At 64.1% G+C, this 17719-nt stretch carries 14 protein-coding genes; 12 read left to right on the plus strand and 2 right to left on the minus strand.

Annotated features, from left to right (window positions below; translation table 11 throughout):
- The first annotated feature begins 120 nt into the window (after positions 1 to 120).
- From HNQ60_RS07765 to HNQ60_RS07780, 4 genes are all read left to right on the plus strand, one after another.
- On the plus strand, positions 121 to 2595 hold the full coding sequence (locus HNQ60_RS07765) for an acyl-CoA dehydrogenase (RefSeq protein ID WP_184330476.1): 2475 nt from the start codon (positions 121 to 123) through the stop codon (positions 2593 to 2595).
- A gap of 113 nt (positions 2596 to 2708) precedes the next feature.
- Positions 2709 to 3650, plus strand: a complete 942-nt coding sequence (locus tag HNQ60_RS07770; RefSeq protein ID WP_184330477.1) for a DUF3667 domain-containing protein — start codon at positions 2709 to 2711, stop codon at positions 3648 to 3650.
- A gap of 60 nt (positions 3651 to 3710) precedes the next feature.
- On the plus strand, positions 3711 to 4133 hold the full coding sequence (locus HNQ60_RS07775; RefSeq protein WP_184330478.1) for a DUF4399 domain-containing protein: 423 nt from the start codon (positions 3711 to 3713) through the stop codon (positions 4131 to 4133).
- A 4-nt stretch (positions 4134 to 4137) separates the two neighbouring features.
- On the plus strand, positions 4138 to 5325 hold the full coding sequence (locus tag HNQ60_RS07780; RefSeq protein WP_184330479.1) for a DNA polymerase IV: 1188 nt from the start codon (positions 4138 to 4140) through the stop codon (positions 5323 to 5325).
- Positions 5326 to 5333: 8 nt separating this feature from the next.
- On the opposite strand, the gene HNQ60_RS07785 is transcribed toward HNQ60_RS07780, so the two are convergent.
- Positions 5334 to 6020 carry a hypothetical protein gene (locus HNQ60_RS07785; RefSeq protein WP_184330480.1) on the minus strand — a complete coding sequence of 229 codons (687 nt, stop codon included), beginning with the start codon at positions 6018 to 6020 and terminating at the stop codon, positions 5334 to 5336.
- A 155-nt stretch (positions 6021 to 6175) separates the two neighbouring features.
- On the opposite strand from HNQ60_RS07785, the gene HNQ60_RS07790 reads away from it, so the two are divergent.
- From HNQ60_RS07790 to HNQ60_RS07815, 6 genes are all read left to right on the plus strand, one after another.
- Positions 6176 to 6790, plus strand: a complete 615-nt coding sequence (locus tag HNQ60_RS07790; protein WP_184330481.1) for a FlhC family transcriptional regulator — start codon at positions 6176 to 6178, stop codon at positions 6788 to 6790.
- A gap of 51 nt (positions 6791 to 6841) precedes the next feature.
- Positions 6842 to 7816, plus strand: coding sequence for an NAD(+) diphosphatase (nudC, locus tag HNQ60_RS07795; RefSeq protein WP_184330482.1), 975 nt, complete (start codon positions 6842 to 6844; stop codon positions 7814 to 7816).
- 120 nt (positions 7817 to 7936) lie between these two features.
- Complete coding sequence (locus HNQ60_RS07800; RefSeq protein WP_184330483.1) at positions 7937 to 8785, plus strand: NRDE family protein; 849 nt, start codon at positions 7937 to 7939, stop codon at positions 8783 to 8785.
- Entirely contained in the window at positions 8782 to 10587 is a 1806-nt protein-coding gene (locus HNQ60_RS07805) for an autotransporter assembly complex protein TamA (RefSeq protein ID WP_184330484.1), read from the plus strand. The genes HNQ60_RS07800 and HNQ60_RS07805 overlap by 4 nt, the downstream gene beginning before the upstream one ends.
- 32 nt (positions 10588 to 10619) lie before the next feature.
- Positions 10620 to 14402: a translocation/assembly module TamB domain-containing protein gene (locus HNQ60_RS28040; protein WP_184330485.1), complete on the plus strand. Its 3783-nt coding sequence runs from the start codon at positions 10620 to 10622 to the stop codon at positions 14400 to 14402.
- Positions 14403 to 14502: 100 nt separating this feature from the next.
- On the plus strand, positions 14503 to 15381 hold the full coding sequence (locus HNQ60_RS07815; protein WP_184330486.1) for an alpha/beta fold hydrolase: 879 nt from the start codon (positions 14503 to 14505) through the stop codon (positions 15379 to 15381).
- Between the two features lie 20 nt (positions 15382 to 15401).
- On the opposite strand, the gene HNQ60_RS07820 is transcribed toward HNQ60_RS07815, so the two are convergent.
- Complete coding sequence (locus HNQ60_RS07820; RefSeq protein WP_221304088.1) at positions 15402 to 16043, minus strand: NUDIX hydrolase; 642 nt, start codon at positions 16041 to 16043, stop codon at positions 15402 to 15404.
- A gap of 117 nt (positions 16044 to 16160) precedes the next feature.
- Between HNQ60_RS07820 and rarD the strand changes: the two genes are divergently transcribed.
- Both rarD and HNQ60_RS07830 read left to right on the plus strand, forming a co-directional pair.
- Entirely contained in the window at positions 16161 to 17075 is a 915-nt protein-coding gene (gene rarD / locus HNQ60_RS07825; protein WP_184330487.1) for an EamA family transporter RarD, read from the plus strand.
- Positions 17076 to 17266: 191 nt separating this feature from the next.
- Positions 17267 to 17719 carry an arginine repressor gene (locus HNQ60_RS07830; RefSeq protein WP_184330488.1) on the plus strand — a complete coding sequence of 151 codons (453 nt, stop codon included), beginning with the start codon at positions 17267 to 17269 and terminating at the stop codon, positions 17717 to 17719.

Here is a 17719-nt window from a genome sequence, read left to right on the forward strand (position 1 = left end):
TCGCGTTGCACTGCGCTTGCCGCTCGCGCAATCGCGAGCTAGTGTCACGACTCGTTCTACTCCGCTCTGGTCAGCCTGCCAGCAGCCAGTCGCCAGCGGCCCAATCCGAGGTTTCCTCCCGTGAGCAGCGTCATCTGGTTTCTCGTCTTCTTCATCGGCGCACTCGTCCTCGCCTATCAGCGCGTCTCGCTGCTGACTGCGACATTTACGTATGCAGCCGGTCTACTCGCGTACACGTGGTTCGGCGCCGGCAGCTTCGCGTGGCTGATCGCGTTGTGGGGGGTGCTCGCACTGCTCGTGCTCCTGAACATCGACGCATTCCGCGTCCGCTTCATCAGCCGTCCGTTCCTGCGCACGTACCGGCGCATGCTGCCGTCGATGTCGCAGACGGAGAAGGACGCGCTCGAAGCAGGCACGGTGTGGTGGGATGGCGAGTTGTTCACCGGCGGGCCGAACTGGGAAAAACTCATGTCCGCCGCGCCGCCGCGATTGTCCGCGGAGGAGCAGGCGTTCCTCGACGGACCGTGCGAAGAGCTCTGCCGGATGGTCGACGACTGGGACATCACTCACAAACGCGCCGATCTGCCGCCGCACATCTGGGATTACCTGAAGAGCAAAGGCTTCTTCGCGATGATCATCCCGAAGAAGTACGGCGGTCTCGAATTCTCCGCGTACGCTCACTCCTGCGTGCTCGTGAAGCTGTCGAGCCGCTCAGGCGTCGTTGCGTCGACCGTCGCGGTGCCGAACTCACTCGGCCCCGGTGAGTTGCTGTTGCACTACGGGACGGACGAACAGCGCAACTACTATCTGCCGCGCCTCGCGCGAGGCGAAGAGATTCCCTGCTTCGCGCTCACAGGTCCGCGCGCAGGTTCAGATGCGGGCTCGATCCCGGATACGGGCGTCGTCTGCAAGGGAATATATGAAGGCCGCGAGATCGTGGGTGTGCGCCTCAACTTCTCGAAGCGCTACATCACGCTCGCCCCGGTCGCGACAGTCGTCGGTCTCGCCTTCAAGCTGTTCGATCCGGACAAGCTGATCGGCGAGCGCACGGAGTACGGCATCACGTGCGCACTCATCCCGCGCAACACCGCAGGCGTAACGATCGGCCGTCGCCACTTCCCACTCAACAATCCGTTCCAGAACGGACCGATTCTCGGCAAGGACGTGTTCGTGCCGCTCGACTTCCTCATCGGCGGCATGAAGATGGCGGGCCAGGGCTGGCGCATGCTCGTCGAGCAGTTGTCGGTCGGCCGTTGTATCTCGCTGCCCTCGAGTGCGACGGGCGCTGCCAAGGCGGCCGTGTTCGCAACCGGCGCGTATGCGCGCATCCGCCGGCAGTTCAATACCTCCGTCGGTAACTTCGAAGGCGTCGGCGAAGTGATCGCGCGCATGGCCGGCTACACGTACATCGTCGATGCAGCACGCTCCGTTACGACGGGCGCAATCGACGGCGGCGAGAAGCCTTCCGTACCTGCCGCGATGCTGAAATTCCACGCAACCGAGTTCGCGCGTGTCATCGCCAACGATGCGATGGACGTGCACGGCGGCAAGGGCATCTGCCTCGGTCCGAAGAACTACCTGGGGCGAGGTTATGAAATGGTGCCGGTCGCCATCACAGTCGAAGGCGCGAACCTGCTCACGCGCAGTCTCATCATCTTCGGCCAGGGCGCGATCCGCTGCCATCCGTTCGTCCTGAAGGAAATGGAAGCGGCACGCGACAAGGACAAGCGGCGTGGTGTGAAGGAATTCGACAAGGCGCTCTTCGGACACATCGGCTTCACGATCAGCAACGCCGTTCGCTCGCTGGTGATGGCGCTGACGCTCGCCCGCTTCTCGAGCGTGCCGGAGGGCGGCGCGACGCAGCGCTACTTCCAGCACATCAACCGTTTCAGCGCCTCGTTCGCCTTCGCGACCGACGTGGCCATGCTGTCGCTCGGCGGTTACCTGAAGAAGAAGGAAAGCCTGTCGGCCCGCCTCGGCGACGTGCTCTCTTCGATGTATCTCGCCTCGATGGTGCTCAAGCACTATCACAACCAGGGCGCGAACGAAGAAGACCTGCCGCTCGTCGAATGGGCCTGCCGCAACCTGCTCTACCGCGCCCAGGAACAACTGCACAGCTTCCTGCGCAATTTCCCGATCCGCTTCCTCGCTGCGTTCATGCGCTTCTTCATTTTCCCGCGCGGCCAGACGTACCACGCGCCGAGCGATCCGCTCGGCCAGCGCATCGTCGATGCGGTCCTGCGTTCGACACCGGCTCGCGACCGGGCCACGCACGGCATCTACCGCACGGTCGAGCCGGGCAATCCGCTCGGCCTGTTGCACGAAGCGCTGGTGTTGGCAGACACTGCCGAGCCATTGGAGAAGCGCGTGAGAGTGGAAGGCGTGAAGACCGGTCGCATTACAGCACTCGACCTCCCCGGACAGATTCAGCAGGCGCTCGCCGCCGGCATCCTGTCCGAGACGGAGGCTGCCGTGCTGCGTGATTACGACCGGCGCGTCATGGATCTGATCCATGTCGACGACTTCGACACGAGCGAACTGGCAGCCGGCGTCGCCAAGGAAGACGTCCGGTTCGCGCGCGTCGGTAACGCTTGAACGGCCCGTCCCCGCCCGAGCCTCCCGTTTACGGCGGGGACCGCTGCCTCAATTGCGACGCAGTAGTCACCGGCGAATACTGCAGCCGCTGCGGCCAGCACGTGCAACACCACGTGCATTCAACGCCGAAGATGATCGGCGAATTCATCGAAGACCTGTTTCACGCCGATCATCGCGTCTGGCGCACGCTCAAGCCGCTGCTCTTCAATCCGGGATTCCTGACGACGGAGTATCTGCGCGGAAAGCGGGTCACTTATACGCCGCCTTTCCGGCTCTACATCGTTCTGTCGCTGATCTTCTTTCTGTTCACATCGCTCTCGGGATCGGGGGTCGCGGTTCCGACCACGATCCAGACCGACGCTGCCGCACCGGCCCCCGCCACCCCAGCTACTGATGCTCCGATCGATCCGGCAGCGCGACAACTGCTGGAGCAACTGATCTCCCGCGCACCCGAAGCGCAGCGGGAGCAAACGCGAAACCACGTGCTGAACGCACTGCGCGACGTCCCTGCGGCGCAGCAACGAGACGTCGTTACCAGCATCCTGACGCCGTGCAATTCGCAGGCGCTCGGCTGGATGCTTCCGGCCGAGGGAGCGAATCGCGAACGCGCGCTCGAAGCATGCCGCAACGTCTTTGCCGACAACGGCCAGCGATTCGGGACGGCGTTCTGGCATCACGTGCCGCACATGATGTTCATCTTCCTGCCCGTGATCGCGCTCTGGGCCAAGCTGCTCTATCTCGGCTCGCGCCGCTTCTACGCCGAACATCTGCTGTTCTTCGTGCACTTCCACGCGTTCGTCTTCCTCGCCATCACGCTCGGCAACGGGCTCGACTGGATATTCGGCTGGTTCAACGGCGAATGGCTCAGCAGCCTCGTCAATCTCGCCCTGACGGGCTACGTGCCCTGGTATCTGTATCGGGCGATGCGGCGCGTCTACGGCCAGAGCGGATTCGTGACTTTCCTCAAATTCGTGCTGCTCACTCTCTTCTATCTCGCGAGCCTGCTCCTGACGCTGGGCGGCCTCGTGATCTTCACCGCCCTGACGCTGCACTGATTCACGCTAGAATCCTCCGGGTAAGTTTCATTCCGAAACTTCGACCGGAGAAATCCAACAATGAAACGACTGTTCATTGCCGCAGCGCTCGCTGTCGGCGTCGCAGCCATCGCGGCTGCCCAGATCAAGCGGACCCCTTCGCCCGCGGGTGCGGAGCTCTATTTCATCGCGCCGGTCGATGGCGCGACGGTGACGAGCCCGATCACAGTGAAGTTCGGCCTGAAGGGCATGGGCGTCGTCCCTGCCGGCATCGCCTTCGACGGCGCGGGTCATCATCACCTGGTCGTGGACGCGGACCTGCCTCCGCTCGACAAGCCGATCCCCGCGGACGCCAATCACGTGCACTTCGGCAAGGGCCAGACGGAAACGACGCTCGAGCTGAAGCCTGGCAAGCACACGCTGCAGCTCTTGCTCGGTGACCAGATCCACGTGCCGCACGATCCAGCGGTGGTGTCGAAGAAGATCACGATCACGGTGAAGTGAGGCAGTGCCTTCCATCCTCCACGTCGACATGGATGCCTTCTACGCATCCGTCGAGCAGCTCGACAATCCCGAGCTGCGGGGGAAGCCTGTGATCGTGGGTGGGAGCGGCAATCGCGGCGTCGTCGCCGCCGCGAGCTATGAAGTGCGCAAATACGGCGTGCGGTCCGCGATGCCGACGCGCGACGCGATGCGGCGTTGTCCACACGCGATCTGCGTCCCGCCGCGGTTCGATCGCTACAAGTCCGTGTCGGCAACCGTGTTCGCCGTATTTCGCGAGTTCACGCCGCTGGTCGAAGGCTTGTCGCTCGATGAGGCCTTTCTCGATGTCACCGCGAGTCAGACCGCGCTCGGCTCCGCGGAGACGATCGCTCGCCGGATCAAAGCGCTGATCGTCGAACGCACCGGCTTGACGGCATCCGTCGGCGTGGCGCCGAACAAGCTCGTGGCCAAGATTGCGTCCGATCTGCGCAAGCCGGACGGTCTCGTTGTGGTGAGCCCGGAGTCGGTGACTGCCGTGCTCGATCCTTTGCCGATCCGGAAGCTCTTCGGCATCGGCGAAAAGACGGCCCCCCACCTGGAGCGGATCGGCATTCGTACGCTGGCGGATCTGCGCCAGGCGCCCGAAGCGGCGTTGCAACCCATCTTCGGACGCTACGCGTCGCGCATGAAGGCTCGTGCCGCGGGTATCGACGACCGGCCCGTGATCGCCGACTGGGATGAGAAGCAGATCAGTGCCGAAGAAACGTTCGACACCGATCTCACGGACCGAAAGCAATTGCATGCTGAACTGGCGGCACTCGCCGATCGGATGGCGACGCGGCTGCGCAGTCGCAACTGGCTCGCGGGCCAGGTGGTCGTCAAGATTCGCCGCAAGGACTTTCGCACGTACACGCGCCAGCAAGCCGTTCGCCCGCCGACGCAGGAAACGAAACCGCTCGCTGCGGCCGCCGCTGAGCTTCTCGACGAGTGGCTCGAAGATCAGCCCCGCGCAGCAATCCGACTGCTGGGTGTCGGCGCGCGCGATCTGACTGAAGCGTCGCAGCTCGATCTGTTCGCGGTCCCCGAAGCGCAGCGCAACCGCGAACTCGACGCGACCATCGATACGATTCGCGCGCGCTTTGGCTCTGACGCGCTGTCGCGCGCGAGCTCGTTGCGGCCCGGCAAGGCCGATCGAGACCAGCGCAAGCCCTGAGCAGGCGCTCACGCGCGCGGCGCATCCTGCCTTCGCCGCCGCAAGCTCAAGCGCGGCCGCGCGCCACGCACCAGTGATCCATCAAGTTCCGAGGCGATCAACTGATGCCCCAGAAGCTGGGCTGTCAGCAATCGCGGATCGGCTGAGGCAGCGAACCGCACCAGGTCCGGCCAGAACGCGGGGTTGTGCGGCCAGCGAGGCACGAGCAGGCCGGGATAGTCGAGCGCGATTCGCCGAAGGTGCCAGAGCGGCGCAGCCGCCAACTGCTCCTCGATGGCGCCCGGCATCGCAAACAACACGCGCGCCGCCAGCGGGTTCAGCTGCGAGATGTGCCACGCGAAGAACAGTGCGACTTCGCAGAACGCACTCTGCATCGAAGGGACGCCGTCGTCTCCATAGCGGTCGCCGGGATCGTCCGCGGATCCGCCACTGAGCGCTGCCCCCCAGAACCGGATGTCGTCGAAGCCGAGCGAGAAGAGCGTGTACGAACACCCGGCGAGCGCGCCGCGCGCCGCAGCGGAAAGCTGCGACAGTCCGTCGAGAACTTTGTCGCTCAACGATTCGGTCGATGGAGCCCGCTCCGCGAGCAGAAGCCGAACATAATCCAGATTGAGTTCCCGAGTGCGCAACAGCAGCGCGGGCCCGAGAACGGGCAGGCAGGTGCCGGGCACAACTTCCGTGTTGTGAGCAGACATACGAATCCTTGTACGAGTGTGGACGTCGGGGATTAGACAGGAGCCTTTACGGAGCGGTCAATCTCCTTGCAAACTAACCGTCGAAGCAGCGCATTCACGGATGAACCGCGGCTTCGCAACGAACTCATCGGCAAACCAACGGACAGGGAGAGTCCATGCAAATCAGCAACGATCTTTATTTTCGCGACCGGCGCCGTCACGACCTGGCGCTGCGCATGATCCGCCACGAAGCACGCACGTGCACCATCCGCTCCTGCACCGGATTGACCGACGACCGGATCCGCAGGCTCTACAAGACGTTCTCGCAGCATCGGTCCGGCGTCGCGGTCCGGCGGCGACGCGGCAAATCACCGCGACAAGCGCAGTATTTCACCCGCAACGTCGAGATCCAGTTCGAAGCATCGTGCCTCGGCAGCGTGCTGACCGCGTTCGATCTCGTGCATCGCCAGCGGCAAACCGGCGAAGACCACTCGCTCGCCTATGGACAGCGGTTCTGCGATGCGTACGAAACGCATCGGCAGCTCATGCACGACGCGCGCATCTCGTTCGAGCACGCATGGTTCCTGCTGCTTGCGCTCAGCCGGGGATCGACACTCAATGCCGCCCGATGCCGTCATTGCCAGAGCCGATACCTGCGCGACCGGATGAGTACGCTTCGGCGCGGCTGTCCCTTCTGCGAACTGAAGGCGAATGAAGCACAGTGCTCGACGACATCGCGCATCCGACGTCCTGTACGTATACGACCGTCGCTGCACTCGCTGCGGACGTGATCGAGGACTTCAACATGAACGCCATGTCGGTGGAGTAAAATCCTCACCGCCATGGCGTCGCCCCGAACGGTTCCCAATTTTCTTGCCGGCCCCTATCTCGAACGGCTCTCGCAGCTGCGCAAAGATGAGATGCAACTGCGCGCGGCACTCGAGAACCCCGCGACGCTCTTCGTACCCGTATGGCGCACTCAGAGCTTCGTCGCGCATCTGGATCAGGGCTTCGCGGCTCAGTTCGTAACGGGACTGACACACTTCGGGACAACCGAGACCCAGGAAGTCATTCTGCTCGGCGAGTTCCGCGGCCAGCTCTGCTTCGCGATCGAACTGCCGCCGGCGCAGACACCAGGGTTCGATCCGTCCGCCGAGTTCGTGGACCTGCGGGGCGTCGCGGGCGACCTCGTGCGGGACGAAGCCGGCGTGCTGGCATACGCGCGGGCCATGGTTCTCTGGCGCGAACGCCATCGCTTCTGCGGCCGCTGCGGTTCGCCGACCGTCTCGGCGGAAGGCGGTCACGTCCGTCGCTGCGGCAACGAGCAATGCGGCAATCAGCAGTTCCCGCGCATCGATCCCGCCGTCATCGTCCTCGTGACTGACGGCGAACGCGCACTGCTCGGGCGCCAAGCCGCCTGGCCCCCCGGCCGCTATTCGACGATCGCGGGCTTCGTCGAACCCGGTGAGAGTCTCGAAGACGCCGTCGCGCGCGAAGTCCGGGAAGAGACCGGCGTCGAGATCGACGCGGTCGACTATCACTCCTCCCAGCCCTGGCCCTTTCCCTCTTCGCTCATGCTCGGCTTCACTGCCCACGCATCGCGTACGGAGATTCGGCGAATGGACGACGAGCTGGAGGACGTTCGCTGGCTCACCCGGGCACAGATCGCCGCCGGCGAAGTGGCCCTGCCGACCACCCACTCCATCTCCTTCCGCCTCATCGAAGACTGGTACGACGCGGGCTCCGCGACACCCCTGCGGCAAGAGCCGCACGCCCGGCTCTGGACATCACCCGTCCGACCCACGCCGCCAAGGTAGCCTCCTGCCGCAGATCGGATCGGTACCGTAGAATCCGGCACCTGGACCCGTCGGGATTCAGCCCTGATTCGGCTTCCGTCTCTTACCATCCGCCAACCGCCAACCGCTAACCGCTTCTCCATGTGCCTACTCGTTCTTGCCTGGAAATCGCACCCCCGCTACCGCCTCGTGCTGGCGGGCAACCGCGATGAATTTCACGACCGCGCCGCCACGCCCTTGAACTGGTGGCAGGACGACCCGCGCATCCTCGGCGGACGCGATCTGAAGGCCAGCGGCACCTGGCTGGGCGTTGCGCGCTCGGGGCGATTCGGCGTCGTGACGAACTACCGCGACCTGCAGGCACCGGTCGAAGGCGCCCCGTCGCGCGGCAACCTGATTCCCCGCTTCCTCACCGGCGCGACCTCGCCGAAGGAATTCCTGGACGATCTGCGCGGCGCGGCGCTCCGCTACTCGGGCTTCAACCTGCTGGTCGGCGGCACACGGGCGCTCTACTACTTCTCGAACCGCGGCTCCAAAGCACCGACAGCACTCGCACCGGGCATCTACGGCCTGAGCAATCACCTGTTGGACACGCCGTGGCCCAAGCTCGCGCGAACGCGCGAACGGTTCTCGAAGCTGCTGGCGGAACCTGACCTCGCTGCCGACGATCTCTTTGCCATGCTCTCCGATCGCGAACAGGCGCCCGCCGACAACCTGCCCTCCACCGGCCTGCCGGCGGACTGGGAACGCGTCGTCTCGTCGCCCTTCATCGTCAACGAGCGCTATGGCACGCGTTGCTCGAGCCTGTTGCTGGTGGAACGCAATGGCCGCACCGTCCTTCACGAGCGGCGCTTCGATTCCGCCGGCGTGCAGACCGGCACGAGCCGGTTCGAGTTCACCAGCGCGGAAGTACCGGAAGTCTGGTTCGAAGCCGAAGATCCCAACGCCGTCACCGCTGCGGACACTTCGTTCGATTCATCGCCCGAATGATTCTATGCCGCATCCCGGGACCGCAGGGGTTCGCCGCGACGCGGAAGACTCGCCCTGCCATCCGGGTTGCGGCAAGCCTGCTGGCTGCGTTCGGCGCATGCGTTGCGCTGCCCGTTCACGCGAAGATCGCGATCGAGATCCCGGACACCACGCCGGCGATCGAAACCAACGTCCGCGCCTTCCTCAGTCTCACTCGCTATGCCGATCGAACGGACGTGACACCCGAAGTGATGTCGCGCCTGCAGCGCCGCATCGTTTCGGAAACACGCCGTGCGCTCGAACCGCTGGGCTACTACGAACCGGAAGTCACGCACGAAGTCGCTCGCAACGGCGAGGACTGGAAAGTCACGATTCACGTCACGCCCGGCCGTCCCGTCCGGCTGTCGGACGTGTCGGTGAACGTGACTGGACCGGGCAAGGATGAACGGGCGATTCACGAGATCCTGGAAGCGAAGGTCCTGAAGCCCGGACTGCGCCTCAACCATGGCACGTATGAGCTCGTCAAAGGTTCGCTGGTGCGCGCGGCGAAGAACGACGGCTACCTCGAAGCGAAGCTCACGAAGAATGAGCTGCTGATCGATCGCGAAGCACGCCGCGCCACCATCGTCATCGAAGTCGATACCGGCCAGCGGTATCACTACGGCAAGATCACGACCGAGCAGACCGTCATCACAGACGATGCGATGCGCCGGATGCTGCGCATGAAGGAAGGCGATCCGTACACGCTCGATTCGCTGCTGCGGACGCAGTACGTGCTCGACGACAGCCAGTACTTCAAGGCCGTGGACATCGACAGTGGTGACGCCGATCAGCAGGCCCGGACCGTGCCGATCACCGTGCGCGCTCAGCCGAATCGCCGCCATCGTTACGGGGCGAGCCTCGGCTATGCGACCGATACGCGGGCTCGCGGCAAGTTCACGTGGGATGACCGGCGCGTCAATGAACACGGCCACCGGGCGAAGGTGGAGCTCACCGCATCGTCGGTGCTCAACGAGATCTCCGGTCGCTACGTCATTCCGGTGATGGATGTCGCGCTGGAGAAGCTCGAGTTCGGCGCCGCGCTCCGCGATGAAGAGCTCGGCGATACGGAGAGCAGGCGCGCCGAGGTCGGCGCAGGGCTCACGCAAGTGATCGGACGCTGGCAACGCGTCATGTTCGTCACGCTGTCGCAGGAAGAAACGATCTTTCCGCCCGACTCCCCGGAACCCGACACCAACCAGTTCCTGATCATCCCCGGAATCAGTTTCGCCACGCTGCCAAGCTACGTGCTCGGCGGCAAGCGGCGACCTTACAGCGTCTATGCGGAACTTCGCGGATCTCCCGCGACGCTGGGTTCCGACGCGTCATTCCTGCAGTTCCGTTCGCAGGTCGAGCGCATCTATGCGATTTCGGAGCGCTGGAGCGCGCGCGGACGCCTGGAGTTCGGTACGAGCTGGGTCGAGGACTTCCAGGAGCTGCCGGCTTCGCAACGTTTCTTCGCGGGTGGCGATCGCAGCGTTCGCGGCTTTGGGTTGAACGAGCTTTCGCCGCTGGACTCCGCCGGCAACAGCATCGGCGGCCGGCACCTCGTCACCGGGACCCTGGAGGTCGAGCGCGCGCTGCCCCGCAACTTCGGGCTCGCCGTGTTCTCCGACTTCGGCAACGCCTTCAACAGTTTCGATGCGCCGGACATTCAGTACTCAGCCGGCCTCGGCGTCCGATGGCACATCGCAGTGGCCAGCTTCGGCGTGGACGTCGCCCAACCCTTGTCGATATCGGGTCGCAACCCTCGCGTGCACCTGTACATCTCGACCCTGTTCTAGCGAGCACGGATAACTAGAGACAGCGCAACGTCGTGCGGAAGTGGATATTCATCATCATCCTGGCAGTGCTGGTCGTGGCGCCGGTCGCGCTCATCGGCACGCTGCTGTACACGCCCGCCGGGCTGTCGATGGTCAGCTCGCAGCTGCATCGCCTCGAGCGCCTCGGCGTGCGCATCGAAGGACTCTCGGGAACGCTCGCCGGGACGATCCATGTCGATCGGTTCGAGCTCGATCATCCCAACGTCCACGTCGTCGTTCATGACATCACCTCGACGCTGCAGGTTCGCGAACTGATCCTGCAGACGATCCGGGTCTCCTCGCTCACCGCCCGCGACGCTCTGGTGGAAATCCGCGATGCGCCGCCATCGCCGCCGTCCACGAAGCCGATGCGCTTTCTGCCCAGCTTCCTGCGAATCGATGCACGCGGCTTGGACCTGGCAGGCGTCCGCTACGTGAATATCGACGGCACGGTCGTCGATGCGACGCGCGTTCGCGGCCGCGTGCGGATCAGCCCAAGGAATCTGCGCGGGCGCGATCTCATCGTCGAAGCACCGCAATTCGGGCTGACAGGGAACGTGCGATTGCGTGCGGGCCGGCCGCTGGGACTGGAAGGAAGAATCGACGGGCAAGTGCGCATGGAACGCGGCACCGAAGTCGCCGGCAGCGCGCAAGTCAGCGGCACGATCGATCAGCTCGCAATCCAGGCCACGGTGCTGCGGCCGAACGTTCTCAATGCCGAAGCAACACTCACCCGTCCGGAGAATCGCTGGCGCATTCAGGGCAACGTCGCATCGCCCGCGGTTTCGCTGGAACCGTGGATGGACGAGCCGCCGCTCTCGTTCCGCAACATCGCGCTGAACGTCGATGCGAGGCCGGAAGGAATTCGCGCAGCCGGCAACATAGGTGTGCCCGAGCTCTCCGGCCGCGATCTCACGATCGACGTGCAAGGGACGTACGCGCAGCGCGTGCTCGACATCGCGTCCGCGGATGTGGGCGTCAATGAAACCAGCGCGCGACTCCACGCAGCGGGCACGATCACTTTCGACGGCGACAAGCCGACGATCGAAGCGAAAGGAAACTGGACCGATCTGCAGTGGCCGCTCGACAAGGCGCCAGTCGTGAGCAGCAAGCAGGGCGAGATGACGCTCGCCGGCGAGTTGCCCTATGACTACACCGTCAACGCGCGGGTCTCGTTGCCGCCCGACCTCATGAAGACGGAAACGCCCGTCGAAGGTGACGTGCGGGCCCGCGGCGTGATCGCCTCGGACAACATTGCGATCGCCGAGTACACGTTGAATGCACTGGCAGGCTCCATGACGGGCTCGGCCTCACTGCAGTTTCCGGAACCGCGGGCGTGGAAGCTGGCAGTCGCCGCTACCGATGTCGATCCCACGCAGATTCACAAGGATTTCGGCGGCAGGCTCAGCTTCAAGCTCGACGCGCAGGGTCAGGGGTTCGACAAGCAGGCGCGCTTCGACGCGACGCTCGCGAACCTGACCGGAACGTTGCGTGGGCAGCCGGTCCGCGGCGCCGGGCGCGTTCAACGCACCCGCAACAGTTGGTCTGCCCATAACGTGCAACTGCACATGGGCGATGCGCGCCTGGCCGCCAATGGAACACTCGGCGACAGAGTCGATGCACGCGTCACGCTGAATGCGGGCTCGCTGCAGACATTCCTTCCCGACGCCCGGGGAAGCGTGAATCTCACCGCGACCGCGACGGGCTCCGTGAAGGCCCCGCATGTCATCGCGCACATCCGGGGCGAAGGCCTCGGCTACAACGAGTGGCGTGTCGCATCGATCACCGCGGACGGCGATGTCGACCTGGGCGGCCAGAATCCTTCGAACATAACGGTGGTTGCGCAATCGATCGGTACGACCGAGAAGCTCATCGATACGCTTCGTATCACCGGGGAAGGTGTCGCCGCGAATCATCGTGTGAACATCGACGTTACCGGCGTGGCTGACCCCACGTATCCCGATCCGCACGTGAACATGCGCATCGACGGACGGTACGCGAATCAGTCCTGGTCCGGCACGATGCTGGCCACCGACATCGCGGACGGTCGCAAGACGGGCGAGCCGCTCATCATGAAGGAGCCCGCGAACTTCCTCGTTGCCAAGGATCGCCTATCGCTCGAGCAGTTCTGTATCGCACTCGGCCACGGCCAGTTCTGCGCGGGAGGCCGCTGGCAACGCAACGGTCCGTGGGAAGGCGAAGTCTCGGGTTACGAGATTCCGATCGCCGCACTCCTTCCGCCGGCGGGCGCGGAGGCCGAGTATTCGGGACGCATCGAAGGCCGCGTGAAAGCATCGGGCGCGCCGAATCAGGCATGGCAAGCCGAGGCTGGCGCGCGAATCATCGATGCCGCCATCATCTACAAGCCGCAGGGCGCGGAACCGGAAACGCTGAATCTCGGCAACGGGGGTCTGTCCGGCACGGCGACGAATGCCGAAGTGAAGTTCTCACTCGGCGTGCAGGCTTTCGAAGACACGTTCCTGTACGCCAACGCACGCATTCAGCGAAACGGCAGCAATGATCTGATGAACCTCCCGCTCGCCGGCGACGTGCGTGCCCGTGCGGCGGACGCGAACATCCTGCCGATCTTCTTCACCGAGATCGACAACGCAGCAGGCTTGCTGACAGCGAACGTCGACGTCACCGGTTCCCTCGCGCGGCCGGAAATCACCGGCCGGATCGAGCTGGCGAACGGCGCGTTCGACTCGTATCGCGTGAACCTCGCGCTGCGCAAACTGAATCTGATCGCCAACCTGTCGAACAATCGCCTGGACTTCAAGGGATCCGGCAACGCGGGCGAAGGCGTGTTGAACGTCGGCGGCGATTTCCTGTGGGACCGCGGCGAGCTGCACGGCAACCTGACGCTCAACGGCGAGAATCTGCTGGTCGCCGACCTGCCCGAATATCGCGTCGTCGCCTCGCCCGATCTCAAGTTCCGCATCGATGCCAATGAGATCCATGTCGCGGGCGACGTCACCGTGCCGGAAGCGCGGATTCAACCCGTCAATCTCACTGGAGCCGTTCAGGTGTCGGACGATGCGCGCTACGTCGGCGAGACTCCCGCGGAGGAAGCCGGGCGTCTGCAAGTCCTGAGCGAAGTGCGGATCACAATGGGCAAAGACGTACGTGTCGATGCGTTCGGCCTGCAAGGCAGGATCGTTGGCGGCGTCGGCACCACCGTGCGCACGGGCGAGACCGCAGTCGGACGCGGCGAGCTCAGCGTGGCCGACGGGCGCTACGAAGCTTATGGACAGAAGCTCGACATCTCGCGCGGCCGATTGCTGTTCGATGCGTCGCCGCTCGATGATCCCGGTCTCGACATCGAAGCCCAGCGCAAGATCGAGGCGATCAAAGTCGGCATGAATGTGCGCGGCACGCTGCGTGATCCGCGACTGACCTTCTTCTCCGAGCCCTCGATGCCGCAGACCTCGATCATGTCGTACCTGCTCGTCGGCAAGGGCATCGACAGCATGCAGAGCGGTGATGCCGCGACGATCAGCTCCGCGAAAGACACGCTGGCCCTGCAAGGCGGCGGCCTGATCGCCTCGCAGATCGGGCGGCGCCTCGGCCTCGAGGAAGTCGGCGTCGAGAGCACCACGAATTCGGCCGGCCAGACCAACAGCGCACTCGTTCTCGGCAAATTCCTGTCGCCGCGACTCTTCATCAGCTATGGCATCTCGCTCACCGAATCGATCAACACCTTCAAGCTGCGCTACACCGTCAGTGACAAGTGGATCCTGAAGATGGAGGCCGGGGAAAATCAGAGCGCGGACGCGGAGTACACGATCGAGAGATGAGGCAGCGCGATGAAGGGATGACGCCGGGGGCGGAGCCTCTTATTCTTGTTCTCGCGTCGTCACCTCACCTTTCATACGTCCCGCCCTGCGGGACACGCCAATGACCTCATCCATTCCTTCCTGGTTCGCCCACGCCATCGAGCAACCGGTGCAGTCCAACTTCGCCGACGTCGACGGCGCAAGGATTCACTATCTCACCTGGAATGCGCACGAAACGCACAAGCCGGGGATGCTGCTCGCGCACGGTTTCCGAGCTCACGCGCGGTGGTGGTCGCTCATCGCCCCGTTCTTCACCGAGCATTTTCGCGTCGCTGCGCTCGACTTCGCGGGCATGGGCGACAGTGATCATCGCAAGGAATACAGCTCCGAGCGTTACGTGCACGATCTCGTCGGCGTCATCGAACACGCGGGGCTTTCACCGGTCACGCTGATCGGACACAGCTTCGGCGGCTCTCGGGTCGTGCGAGCTTGCGCTGATTTCCCGCACCTGATCGAACGCGCGGTCGTGATCGACAGCTTCATTCCCGTACCGGAACTCGTACGCCGTGGTCCGCCGCCGATGCAGCCGCGACCGAAGAATGTCTATCCGACATACGAAGCGGCGCGCGCCCGCTTCCGGCTCGTGCCGGAACACAACTGCACGGAGTCTTACATCCTCGACTACATCGCTCATCATTCGATGAAGCAGGTCGAAGGCGGCTGGGCCTGGAAGTTCGACGAACACTTCACGCCGCATCGCGACGATCCCGTCATCGAAGCCCAGCAGGCCGAAGAAGTGCTGAAACGCGTCAACGTCCCGATGACACTGATTTACGGCGAGAAGAGCATCGTGTCACCAGCACCGCTCGCACGAGCGATTGTAAAGAGGCTGTCCAAGGGCCGCGGTCCGATCGAGATTCCCGAGTCACATCATCATGTGTTGCTGGATCAGCCGTTGTCGCTGGTGTCGGCATTGAGGGCGGTGTTGAGTGGGCGGTGAGTTGTGAGCGACGAGCCCTCTCAATCAAACTCCGCCTCCCACGTCCGATTCAAATGATGCTCGTACATCCTTGCGATCTGCTTCGCCGTCGACCGCCCGGTTGAAAGCTCGGGCAATTCGCTCAGCGAGAAGAATTCCACGCCATCGGTTTCGTGGCTCGTGCGGGCTTCGCCACCCGTGATCTCGCAGATGAAGAATGCCTTCCAGGCGTGGAAGAGATACGGCGGGTGCTCGTGAAGATTGCGGTCGTAGAGCGCGGCGAGCTTCACGGCGCGGGCGGTGAAGCCGGTTTCCTGTTCGATTTCCTTCTCGACGGCGTGCGACGGACTGTCGTTCACGTCGGCCCAGCCGCCAGGCAGCGTCCATTTTCCGTCCGTCGTTTCCCGGACCAGCAGCACGCGATCGTCGCGAAAGATCGCGCCGCGCACGTCGATCTTCGGGGTGGCGTAGCCGTCCTCCACGAACCACACGCTGCGCAGTTTCTCCGCGGACTCGGGCGACTCAGCCGCGAGCAGCGTGGTCGCGATGTCGATGATCTCGCGATAACGCTCGCGATCGTATTCTTGCGGTGTGAAGTGCAGCCCGGATTGCGAGAGCGCGAGCAGGCGGCGGGCGAGGTCGAGATTCGTGGTCATGATGTAGACGTTCGAAGAAGTGGACACAGCTTCTACCGGCGTGAATCGACAGGCAACACTGTGTTGCCGCGACCCGATGCAACTGAACGCGCGGCGATGCTTCCGGTTGCACTATGATCACGCGCCGTCGCCCGATCCGATCCCATGAACACCCGCGCCTCCGCGCTGCCAGCCCCACAAACCGATCCCCGCGGCCTCATCGCGGCGGCGACTGCGTTCTTCATCTGGGGATTGTTGCCGCTCTATCTCAAGCTCCTGCAGGCAGTCCCTGTCCTGCAGCTGACCGCGCATCGTCTCAGCTGGGGCTGTGTATTCGCGCTCGGCTGGCTCGCGATCCGCGGCGAGATTGGGAACATCGGCCAGGCGCTGCGCGATCCCCGCGTCCGGCTCCGACTCTTCATCAGCGCTGCGCTGATCAGCGTCAACTGGATCACGTACGTCTGGGGCATCGCCAACAACCGGGTCGTCGAGACCAGCCTCGGTTATTTCATCAATCCGCTGGTGAACGTTCTTCTTGGTGTCGTGCTCCTGTCGGAACGCCTGAATCCGGCTCAATGGACCGCTGTCGCGATCGCCGCCATCGGCGTGACTTACCTGACGTGGAGCGCGGGTCATCCGCCATGGATCGCGTTGATCCTGGCGCTCTCGTTCGGTCTCTACGGCTTCGTTCGCAAAGTCGTGCAGGTCGACGCCCTCGCCGGCTTCGGCACTGAAACTCTGCTCCTGCTCCCGATCGGCATCGGTTACCTGATCTGGTGCGAAATCGCCGGCACGGGCGTCATGGGCCACATCGGCGTCGGCACGAACCTCCTGCTCGCAGTGGGGGGCCCTCTGACCGCCATCCCGCTGGTGCTGTTCGCCTTCGGCGCCCGCCGAATCCCCTACTCGACCGTCGGCCTGCTCCAGTACATCGGCCCCAGCATCCAGCTCCTGCTGGCCGTTTTCGTCTTCCACGAACCCTTCTCGGGCCCGAGAGTCGTGGGCTTCGCAATGATCTGGACCGCACTGGCGATTTATGCGGCGGATGGGGTGTGGCGGGCGAGGAAAGTGGCGAGATAAGACCGAGCGGCGAGCTGCCAGCAACGAGCCACCGCCCCCTCCTGTCCCTTCTGGCTCATGGCTCGTAGCTCACAGCTCATGCCTCGCAGCCTCCTCCCCTTGACTCTCTCTGCATATTTATGCAGAGTACGCGCGTTTTTATGCACTGCCCTCTGGCTCACCGCTCGTAGCTCACCGCTCACCGCTAAAGAATGGCCGCCGAACTCCGCCAGTCCGTCCCCCGTCGCGCCGCGATTCTCCGGATCATCCGGGAGTCGACCGTGCGCAATCAGGACGAGCTGGTAAAGGCGCTGCATAAGCAGGGGTTCGAAGCCACGCAATCCAGCGTGAGCCGGGATCTGCGCGAGCTGGGCGTGGCCAAGGCGGGCGATCACTACATTCCGCCGGCGGAAGAGCCGCTGCCGTCGAATCATTTCAGCGCCGTGACGAACTTCGTCGTCGAGGTGAAGACGGCAGGCGATGCGCTGACGGTCGTCAAGACCACGACAGGCACGGCGCAAAGCGTCGCCGTCGCCATCGACAGGTCCGACTGGCCGGAGGTCGTGGGGACGATTTCCGGCGATGACACCATTTTCGTCGCGACGGAAGACGCCCGCGCGCAGCGCAAGCTGCGTGAGCGCCTGCGCGAAATTTTCAGGATCTGA

This window comes from Povalibacter uvarum (assembly GCF_014202975.1).
GTDB classification, from domain to species: domain Bacteria; phylum Pseudomonadota; class Gammaproteobacteria; order Steroidobacterales; family Steroidobacteraceae; genus Steroidobacter; species Steroidobacter uvarum.